This window comes from Actinocorallia sp. A-T 12471, assembly GCF_033875155.1.
Lineage (GTDB): Bacteria > Actinomycetota > Actinomycetes > Streptosporangiales > Streptosporangiaceae > Actinocorallia.
The window spans coordinates 302785-311298 of sequence record NZ_JAWZTE010000009.1 but is presented as its reverse complement, the minus strand read 5'-3'; the positions used below and the strand labels follow the sequence as shown (position 1 = coordinate 311298).

Sequence of the window (8514 nt, the reverse complement as noted above, 5' to 3'; positions counted from 1 at the left end):
TCGCACCGTTTTCCACCCTTGCGGGCTTCTTTCGGAGCAACCCTTCTAACTTACCAGCCCTGTTCTTCCTGTCAAATCCGCTCGTTTCCGGCGGATCCTCTTGGCCTCGCAGGTCTTTCCCGTCAGCCCCTCGGGGCCAACAAGAAGAACACTACGCCCTCCCAGAACCCCCGTCAAACCAAGGGTTCTCCCCGTCCACACCGGGTTGAAACCTACGAAACCCCACCAACCCTCCCCGGAAGGTAAAAACCACGGCCGCGTACTCCCACGTCGGACGGCGTCCGGGGCCGACAATCCGGTGGTGGACGGGTGCGTCCCGACCGTAGGGTCGGCGGCGACGAAAGGGGTGGATGGGTTTGCGTAAGACGGCACCCTACTGGGTGAGCGGCTTTCTGGATCTCCCCGCCGACGCCCACGAGGCGGGTTCCCGCTTCTGGGAGAACGTGACGGGCTGGCGCCGGTCGGCTCCCCGTGGGGACTTCGGCGAGTTCTCGACCCTGGAACCCCCCGCCGGCGACGCCACCCTGCGCGTCCAGCGAGTCTTCGACGGGGTCAGCCGCATGCACGTCGACCTCCACGTCCCCGACGTACGCGAGGCGGCCCGCCAGTCCCTGGACGCCGGCGCCCGGCTCCTCGCGGACCACGCCTCGGACGGCTACATCGTCACCCGCACCCCCGGCGGCCTCGCCGTCTGCTTCGTGGACAACCCGGGCGCGGTCCCCCCACCACCCACCGAATGGTCCCCCACCCTCCAGAGCATCCCCGACCAGCTCTGCATCGACATTCCAGCCCACCTGCACGACCAGGAAACCGCCTACTGGTCCACGGTCACCTCCCGCCCCCTCACCGAGGTCCCCCACCACCCAGAGTTCCTCCGCCTCCCCGCCCCCGGCCCCCGTGGCCTGCACCTCCTCCTCCACCGCACCAACTCCCCCGGCCAAGTCCAGGCCCACCTCGACTTCGCCACCACGAACCTCCCCGCCGAAACCACCCGCCACCTCCACCAGGGCGCAACCCTCCTCCAAACCCACCCTTCCTGGACCACCCTCCTAGCCCCCACCGGCACCCCGTACTGCCTAACCACCCGCCACCCCTAAATCCCCACACCTTCAGCCCCCCAAAGACCCCTCCCTGCCCTACGCCCCCGCGCCCACCCGCATTCGCAAGACCCCTTACCCGGGCCCATGCCTTAAAGCCCCCATGCCCGCGCACGAACCGTAAAGACACCTACCCGGGCCCATGCCCTAAAGCCCTGTGCCCACGCGCGAACCGTGAGGACACCTACCGAGGCCCATGCCCTAAAGCCCCCGTACCGTCCGGGGGTGCGGGGGGCGGCGTTAGCCCCCCGCCCCGGGGGGCCCGGGGGGTCGCCCCCCGACAAACCATAGCGCCACAACGGGAAAGGGACGCCGGGCGAAGCCCGGCGTCCCTGAACATGCTGACCGTGGAGCTATGGGGATTCGAACCCCAGACCTCCTCCATGCCATGGAGGCGCGCTACCAACTGCGCTATAGCCCCGCCGCCGGGGATCGCTCCCCGGCAACGAGGTGAAAGGTTACACGGGTGGCGGGGTGGACGCGAATCGGAGTGGCGGCCCCGTGGGACGGTCAGGCCGGCTGGTCGGCGGTCTGTTCGCTGATGATCTCGTCGATCTTCTCGTAGCCCTCGACGACGCCGGACTCCATGCCGCTGGCGATCATGCCGTCGCGGGCTTCCATGGTGTCGGTGACGCTGAGGGTGGTGGTGCGGGTGCGGCCGTCGCCGAGGTCCTCGAAGGTGATCGTTTCGAGGCAGACCCCGTCGGGCCAGCCCTCGTAGGTGAAGGTCTGGACGATGCGCTCGTTCTCGCGGACCTCGTGGAACGACCCGTAGAAGGCGGCGATCTCCTCGCCGTCGCGGGTCGAGGTGTAGCGGTAGCTGCCGCCGCGGCGCAGGTCCCAGGTGTGGATGTGGTTGTCGATGCTGCGGGGGCCGAGCCAGCGCGCGACGAGGTCGGGGTCGGCCCAGATCCGGTAGACGAGTTCGGGCGGGCCGTCGAAGTCCCGGGTGATCTTGATGGTGGGCAGTGCGGGGTCAGCTTCGATCTGGGTCCGGTTGCCGCCGGTGGTGGTCGCGGTCATGATGCCGCCCCTTCCGTCTGGTCGTCGGTGCCGTGCTGGAGTTCGGCGAGGAGGGCGTCGATGCGCCTGTGGCGTTCCTCGGCCCTTCTGCGGTAGCGCTCCAGCCATGCGGTCATCAGGTCGAGGACTTCGGCTTCGAGGTGGACCGGCCTGCGCTGGGCATCCCTTGTGCGGCTGACGAGTCCGGCGTCCTCCAGCACCTTGACGTGCTTGGAGATGGCCTGGACGGAGACGTCGTAGGGGGCCGCGAGCTCCCCCACCGTCGCGTCCGCGGCGGCGAGCCGGGTGACGATGTCGCGTCTTGTCGGGTCGGCCAACGCCGCGAACACCGCAGACAGCCTCGGGTCTTCCATACTCTCCACCTGTGTCTTCAACCTCTCGGTTGACAACAACACTACGACCTCGCGGGCGCTTATTCAACCCAAAGGTTGATAAAGCCCGGCGCGGGACGCCGCGCCGGGCCTTCGCGGGGGTCAGCTTCTGCGCGCCCGGGCGATGATCTCCTGTTCGTTGAGGGGCCCTGCCGGGTGGTGGCTGAGGCACAGCGGCGTCTGTGTGAGCGCCTCCGGCAGGCCCTCGCTCGCCACGTAGAACTGGCCCTTCTGGAGCTTCCCGACCCGTGATGCGCTTCCGCCGCGCGCCCGAGCCAGCTCCTTGGCCGCGGTGATCTGGGCGGGTGCGTTGAGCCTGCCGATGAACTGGGTGGTGGCGTTACCGGAGACCTGGTTGTGCAGCCCCTTGGGCGCCTGGGTGGCGAAGACTAGGCCGAGCCCGTACTTGCGCGCCTGTGACGCGAGGGTGAGGGTGCTCGCCAAGGCGGGGGTGCGCGGGGTCGCCGGAGCCAGCGTCTGCGCTTCGTCCATGACGAACAGGCCGCCGAGGGGTCGGTCACGGGCGGGGTTGCGTTTGATGTAGGAGAACAGCGCGGACTGGAGCCGTCGGACGAAGTCTGGCCTACGTTCCTCGGCCAGTCCGGCGAGGCTGATGACGGAGATCCTCGCCCGTCTGCCGTCGGCGGGGGTGAGCAGGGCGCGCGGGTCGACGGGGTCGCCGTCGCCCGCGAAGAGCGGGTCGTTGATCATCGCGGCGGTGAGCCGCTGGGCGAGCTTCACTGCGAACTCGTCGGCTCCGGCGATCCTGCTCGCCTCGAAAGGCAGGTCGCCGAGGAGTGCGAGGAATGAGGTGAGGTCGCCGCCGCCGCGTCGGGCGAAGTGCGTAAGCGCCTCCCGTAGGACGGCCTTGCCTACGCTCGCCTGGGAGGTGGCGCCTTCGGTGCCCGCCCTCGGGGACAGTTCGACCATGGCGAGGTCGAGCGCGGAGGTGAACTCGTCGGGGTCGTCAAGGACCGCCGTGAGGTCGGGCAGCGGCTGGAAGCTGAGCGGCCTGCCCGCCGCGCGGCCCGGCGTCCAGACGACGACTTCGGTGCCCTCGTGGTAGAGCGCCGCGCGCTCGGCGTCGCCCTTAACCCAGCCGTCCGGCGGCGACGGCCACGCGTCGCCGAGCCGCGCGAGGTCGTTGTTGGGGTCGAGGACGATCGAGGAGACGCCGCGCAAGGCGCACTCCTCGACCAGACGACGGATGAGCACGGTCTTGCCTGACCCCGAGCCCGCGAAGATCGCGGTGTGCCGGGTGAGGATCGCGGGGTCGAGCGTCACCGGGTCCTCGCCTCCGGCGCGCGTGCCGACGCGGATGGGCTCGTCCTCGCGCGGGAGCCGGGGCGGGGGTGCGAAGGGCAGGACGGAGGGTGGGGGGACGAAGGTGCGGGCCGAGGGCTCGGGGGTTCCTTCGGGAGGTGGGAACGGGACCACGAAGGGGGCGCCGGGGGCGGGCTCCACGTCCGGGACGGTGAGGGTTCGGGAGAGGGGGATGACGTTGTTCGCCGACGGGGGTGCGACGCCGTTAGGGCCGGAGTGGGCCGCTTCCGCAGGCGGTGCGGAGAACGTCGGCGAAGGCTGGCTGGTGGGCGTTCCGCCGCTGGACGCGTGAGACAGCGGGACGGGAGTGCCGACGCCGGGGATGGGGGAAGGCGGGCTTTCGGGGATGCCGACGGACGGGGCCGCCGAAGCCGTCCCGTCGTAGGAGGCGGTCTCCGGAAGGGGTGCAGGGCCGGGGAGCCTGTCTTGGCCGTCGTCCTGGTCCGGCGTGCGGGCGGTGGAGGCGGGCAGGACGTCGGCGAGGACCGTCGTGAGGAGTTCGGTGCGGCCCGCGGGGCGGCGCGCGGCGAGCCAGTCGTCGAGGTCGGGGTGGTTGTCGTCGAGGAGCGTCGCGAGCGCGGAGAAGACGCGCAGGTCGTCGTTGCCGATGGTGAGCGACCTGCCGCCCGCCTCGGCGAGGAGGTCGAGCTGTTCGCGGGTGGCGGGGCCCTGGGCCCATTCGAGATTGCGCAGCACGATCGGCGTGCGCTCGCCGCCGGTCTCGCCCCTGCCGGTCTCGGTGAGCGCCTCGCGCAGCCGCTTGAGCGCGGACAGGTGGTGGGGCGCGCTGACCATCCGGAAGGTCCAGTGCCGCTGCCGCTCGGTGACGGGGTCGAGGGTCTGGCGCAGCCGCGCGTGCAGGACGGGACGGCGGCCGGGCGGCGGGTCGACCGAGAAGGCGCGGCCCGCGGTGCCCGCCTCGCGGACCCATGCGGTGAGGCCCGCGGCCAGCAGCCTCGGCGCGATCGCGTCCTCGGCGGCGGGGTCGAAGGCCGACTCCACCGACGCCCCCGCCTTCAGCTCGGCGAAGCGCGCGTCGAGTTCGGCGAACGCCGCTTCACCGGGCTTGGACGCACTCGGCTTGTCCTCCCGCAGGACGGGTGCGGTGTCGGCCTCGAAGGTTCTGAGCGGCCTTACCTCCCCGTTCTGGAGACATGCCTGGAGGTGCGCGTCGATCCGCTGCATCAGCGCGCGGGGGGTGCGTGCCTCGGCCGTCGCGTAGGCGTCTCGCGTGACGGGCCAGCCGGGCCAGGGCGGAGCGAAGCCCGACCCTTCGAGTGCGGCCGCGAGCCGCCGTTCGACGAGCGCTTGCGCGGTGGGGGCGTCGGGGATGGTGCCGAGCATGAGGGAGGTGCGGAATCTGTCCTGGACCGTCGCGACGGCCTGGCGCTCCACGAGCAGCCACGATGACGGGAGGCTCGCGACGAGGCAGAGGCTGCGCCGCGTGACGTGCCGGAGACCCATGAGCCCTCCGGCGACCTCCTCCAGGAGGGTGCTTTCCGGCCCGTGCGCCTCGCCGTCTTGCGCGGACGTGCGTGAGGAGTGCTCCAGCAGCGCGTCTATCTGGTCGACGGCGATGACGCTGGGGCCGGTGAGGGCGAGGACCGCCGACAACTCGACCACGACGTCCTGCGGGCTCGGAATCCTCCGGCCGATCCCCCACGCGCCGCGTTCACCGGGCTCGGCTTCCTCTACCGAGCCCAGGTAGTCGCGCGCTGTGTCGCCCATTGCCATGTCCGGGGAGGCGAGCAGGACAAGCGCGCGCAGGGTGTCGCCACAGCGCGCTATGAGGGCGCGGTCACGGCGGTACAGGCCGCGGACGAGGGCTTCGACGTCGTCGGCGGTGCAGGGGTGTTCGCCCGCCAGCGCGGCCGAGACCTTGTCATCGAGTTCGGCGAGGCGGGCGAGCCTGCGCATCAGGGTCGCGGCCTGGGTGGTGTGGCCGCCGGGGACCGTCCGGTCGAGGTCCAGCACCATCGCGCGCGCCACGCGCGTCCAGAAGCCGTCTCCCGCGCCGAAGCTGAAGTCCACGAGGAAGAAGTAGCCATCGCGCCGCGCGACGGCCTGGCGGACCCAGCCGAGCAGGTGGGTCTTGCCGGTGCCGCCCTCGCCCTGCACGGCGACGCCGATCGGGCTTGAGTCGTGTGAGCGGGCGGCCGCCTCGATCCCGTCGGTGATCATCTCCTCGGCGCGTGGGTGCAGGCCGTCGACGTGGAAGGGGGACGGCCGCCACGCGTGCTCGGCGGTGGCCGCCCAGTCGAGGCAGGTCTTCAGCTCCTTCAGCGCCCTGCGCTCGGCCTCGTTCATCGGACTCCGATCGCCAGCAGGTGCTTGTCCCTGTCGCCGACGCGGACGGCGGCCGCGCGGTCCTCCGCGGTGAGGGACTTCTGGTCGGATTCGGGCGCTATGAACACGTCTGTCCCGCGTTCCATGCGGCGCAGGACGTCATCGACGCGGTCGCGGGGCGCGTCGCCGAGCGCGGCGCGCACGGCCGTCAGGGACACCCAGGAGCCCGGACGCGCCGCGACCTGGAAGTACGCCGCGCGGACCCGGTTCTCCAGCTCCTCGTCCGACACAGGCGCGGGGACGGGCGCGGGCTCGGCGGCCTCGGCGGACTCGGCGGACTCGTCGAGGGAGAGGCTGTCGGCGGTGACGAACTCGGCGAGGCTGAGGTCGGCGCGGTCGAGCCTGTCGCGGAGCATGCCGAGCACGACGTACAGCGTGCGGCCGAGCGAGCTGCGGGCGGCCGGGGGCTCGGCGGACAGCTCGGCGACGCACCAGGCCCAGCCGTCCTCCTCCAGCGTGTGGTGGTAGGAGCGGCCGCGCTTCTCACTGGAGACCAGCTTCAGGTCGTTCATCTTGCGGCGGGCCTCGCCGTCGAGCGCGGTGCCGACGCGGGCCTTCAGGGTCGGGTTGTCGGCGGTGCCGCCCAGGGCCATGAGGGCCAGGAGCAGGGCCCGCTCGGGCACTCCGAACTCGATGTGTGCCACTTGGGTCTCCTCAGGGGGTACGGGGGGATCGCGGGACGGGGGCCTGCCCGTCCCGGAGGTCGTGGAAGCCGCCGGGGCCGGCGACGAGTTCGGGACGGCCGTTGACCGTCACGAGGGAGCCCACCGCGCGGACGGGTGTGCCGTCCTTGTGCGCGGACAGGGCGAGGGCGTAGGCGGCGGCGTCAGGGAGACGGACCCACAGCGCGCGGCGGGCCGCGCCGTCCGCGCCGGTGACGTCGCCGTGGATGTGGACGCGGAAGCGGTCCTGGCCTCCGTTGTCCACGAGTGAGGTGATCCGGCCGGTGACCTCGGCGACGCCCGTGTAACGCAGCCTGCGCAGGCGGAAGGCGCCGTGCCGTAGGAGCTTGCCCGCGCCGGGGCCGAAGGAGGCCGTCGTGGGCGGAGCCGGAGCCGGGACGGAACGGGCCCAGCGGAATCCCGTCTCGAAGGGCGAGCCGGGATCGGGACCGGCGAAGCGGGCGAGCGCCTTGCACAGGTCGGATGAGACGCCGGACGGGACCAGAGCGTCGAACGCGGACAGGTCGCCGGAGGCCGCTTGTTCGCTTAGCCGGGAGACGGCTCCGTGAAGGAGAAGGCTCACGCGACGGCCGAGGGGGCCTGCGTCCGGGACCCGCAAAGGAATCCGGACCGTCAGCAGGTCCTGGGACGGCCGCGCGACGGTGACCCGGGCGAGAAGGTCGCGGGCGGCTTTGGGGGCGGGGCCGTCGAACGCGGCGCGGGGGCCGCTGATGACGGCGCGCGCTCCCGCGCCCAGGACGCTCTGGACACCTTCGAGCGTCGCGAGCTCGCTGGTGAGCGACGTTTCCGGGGCGTCGGTCGGCGGGGTCCGGTACCACTGGACGTCGGCGGCCGGGGCGGCGATGTCGGCGACGATCGCGGCGCGCGGCCGTCCCTCGACCGCCTGCAGGACCGTGAGCAGCTCGCGCAGGCGGCGCGGCCCGTCCTTCAGGGCGGGGTCCGACGGGACAAGGACCTCGTGGTCGCCCTTGTGCACCCATACCGACGCGGTAGAGCGCTCCTCCGTACAGACCCATCCGGAGGCGGCGAGGTAGCCGACGACGTCGTCGGCGGAAGGGCGGTCACCCATCGGCGGCCCTTTCCGGCGCGCCCACCAGCGCGCGCAGGGTGCGTTCGGTAAGGACGTTCCCTATCGGAATCCGTACGCGCCGCCGCCTTCCCTTGTCGGGAAGCGCCACAGGCTTCTCCCCGGAAAGGTCGTGGAAGTACGCGAGTTGTCTCAGCACGAGTCCGTCGGTCTCGACACGCGTATAAGCGCCCTCGCCGGGCGGCATCACCACTAGGAACAGATAACGCGGCACGCTGAACGGCCCGTCCACGAGCTTGTTGTACTGCACCTCATCAAGCCCGTCATAGACCAGCCGCCCCTCCCCCACCTTCGGCCGCGACCACGACTTCACCTGCACCTCGATCGCCGGCGAGGCCACCCGCCCGGCCCTCCCCGGATACCGCAACCCCAGGTCGATCCCGTCCAAATCAAGATCATACGTATAAACCAACAATCCGGCCGCCGAAGCCAACACCCGCACATAATCCTCAGCGAACTTCCCCTGCCGATTCCCACCCCCCAACCCCAACCCCCCACCCCCTCCCTCTCACCCCCAAGTAAACCCTCCCAACCCCCCACCACCCCACCCAAACCCCCACCCCCAAAAGACACAAATCCAAAAC

At 71.3% G+C, this 8514-nt stretch carries 7 protein-coding genes and 1 tRNA gene; 1 reads left to right on the top strand and 7 read right to left on the bottom strand.

Features of this window, described 5'->3' with window-relative positions; all coding sequences use genetic code 11:
* The first annotated feature begins 356 nt into the window (after nucleotides 1–356).
* Complete coding sequence (locus tag R9X44_RS24635) at nucleotides 357–1097, top strand: VOC family protein (protein ID WP_319816629.1); 741 nt, start codon at nucleotides 357–359, stop codon at nucleotides 1095–1097.
* A 348-nt stretch (nucleotides 1098–1445) separates the two neighbouring features.
* Here R9X44_RS24635 and R9X44_RS24630 read toward each other — a convergent pair.
* The 7 genes from R9X44_RS24630 to R9X44_RS24600 all read right to left on the bottom strand — a co-directional run bounded on the left by R9X44_RS24630 (nucleotide 1446) and on the right by R9X44_RS24600 (nucleotide 8414).
* Nucleotides 1446–1518 (bottom strand) — tRNA-Ala (locus R9X44_RS24630).
* Between the two features lie 89 nt (nucleotides 1519–1607).
* On the bottom strand, nucleotides 1608–2120 hold the full coding sequence (locus R9X44_RS24625) for an SRPBCC family protein (protein ID WP_319816628.1): 513 nt from the start codon (nucleotides 2118–2120) through the stop codon (nucleotides 1608–1610).
* Nucleotides 2117–2473: a metalloregulator ArsR/SmtB family transcription factor gene (locus R9X44_RS24620; protein ID WP_319816627.1), complete on the bottom strand. Its 357-nt coding sequence runs from the start codon at nucleotides 2471–2473 to the stop codon at nucleotides 2117–2119. The genes R9X44_RS24625 and R9X44_RS24620 overlap by 4 nt, the downstream gene beginning before the upstream one ends.
* Before the next feature lie 120 nt (nucleotides 2474–2593).
* Nucleotides 2594–6121: an ATP-binding protein gene (locus R9X44_RS24615; protein WP_319816626.1), complete on the bottom strand. Its 3528-nt coding sequence runs from the start codon at nucleotides 6119–6121 to the stop codon at nucleotides 2594–2596.
* Nucleotides 6118–6804: a hypothetical protein gene (locus R9X44_RS24610; RefSeq protein WP_319816625.1), complete on the bottom strand. Its 687-nt coding sequence runs from the start codon at nucleotides 6802–6804 to the stop codon at nucleotides 6118–6120. The genes R9X44_RS24615 and R9X44_RS24610 overlap by 4 nt, the downstream gene beginning before the upstream one ends.
* A 10-nt stretch (nucleotides 6805–6814) precedes the next feature.
* Nucleotides 6815–7912, bottom strand: coding sequence for a hypothetical protein (locus R9X44_RS24605; protein WP_319816624.1), 1098 nt, complete (start codon nucleotides 7910–7912; stop codon nucleotides 6815–6817).
* Nucleotides 7905–8414, bottom strand: coding sequence for a DUF4365 domain-containing protein (locus tag R9X44_RS24600; protein ID WP_319816623.1), 510 nt, complete (start codon nucleotides 8412–8414; stop codon nucleotides 7905–7907). The genes R9X44_RS24605 and R9X44_RS24600 overlap by 8 nt, the downstream gene beginning before the upstream one ends.
* Between the last annotated feature and the right edge of the window lie 100 nt (nucleotides 8415–8514).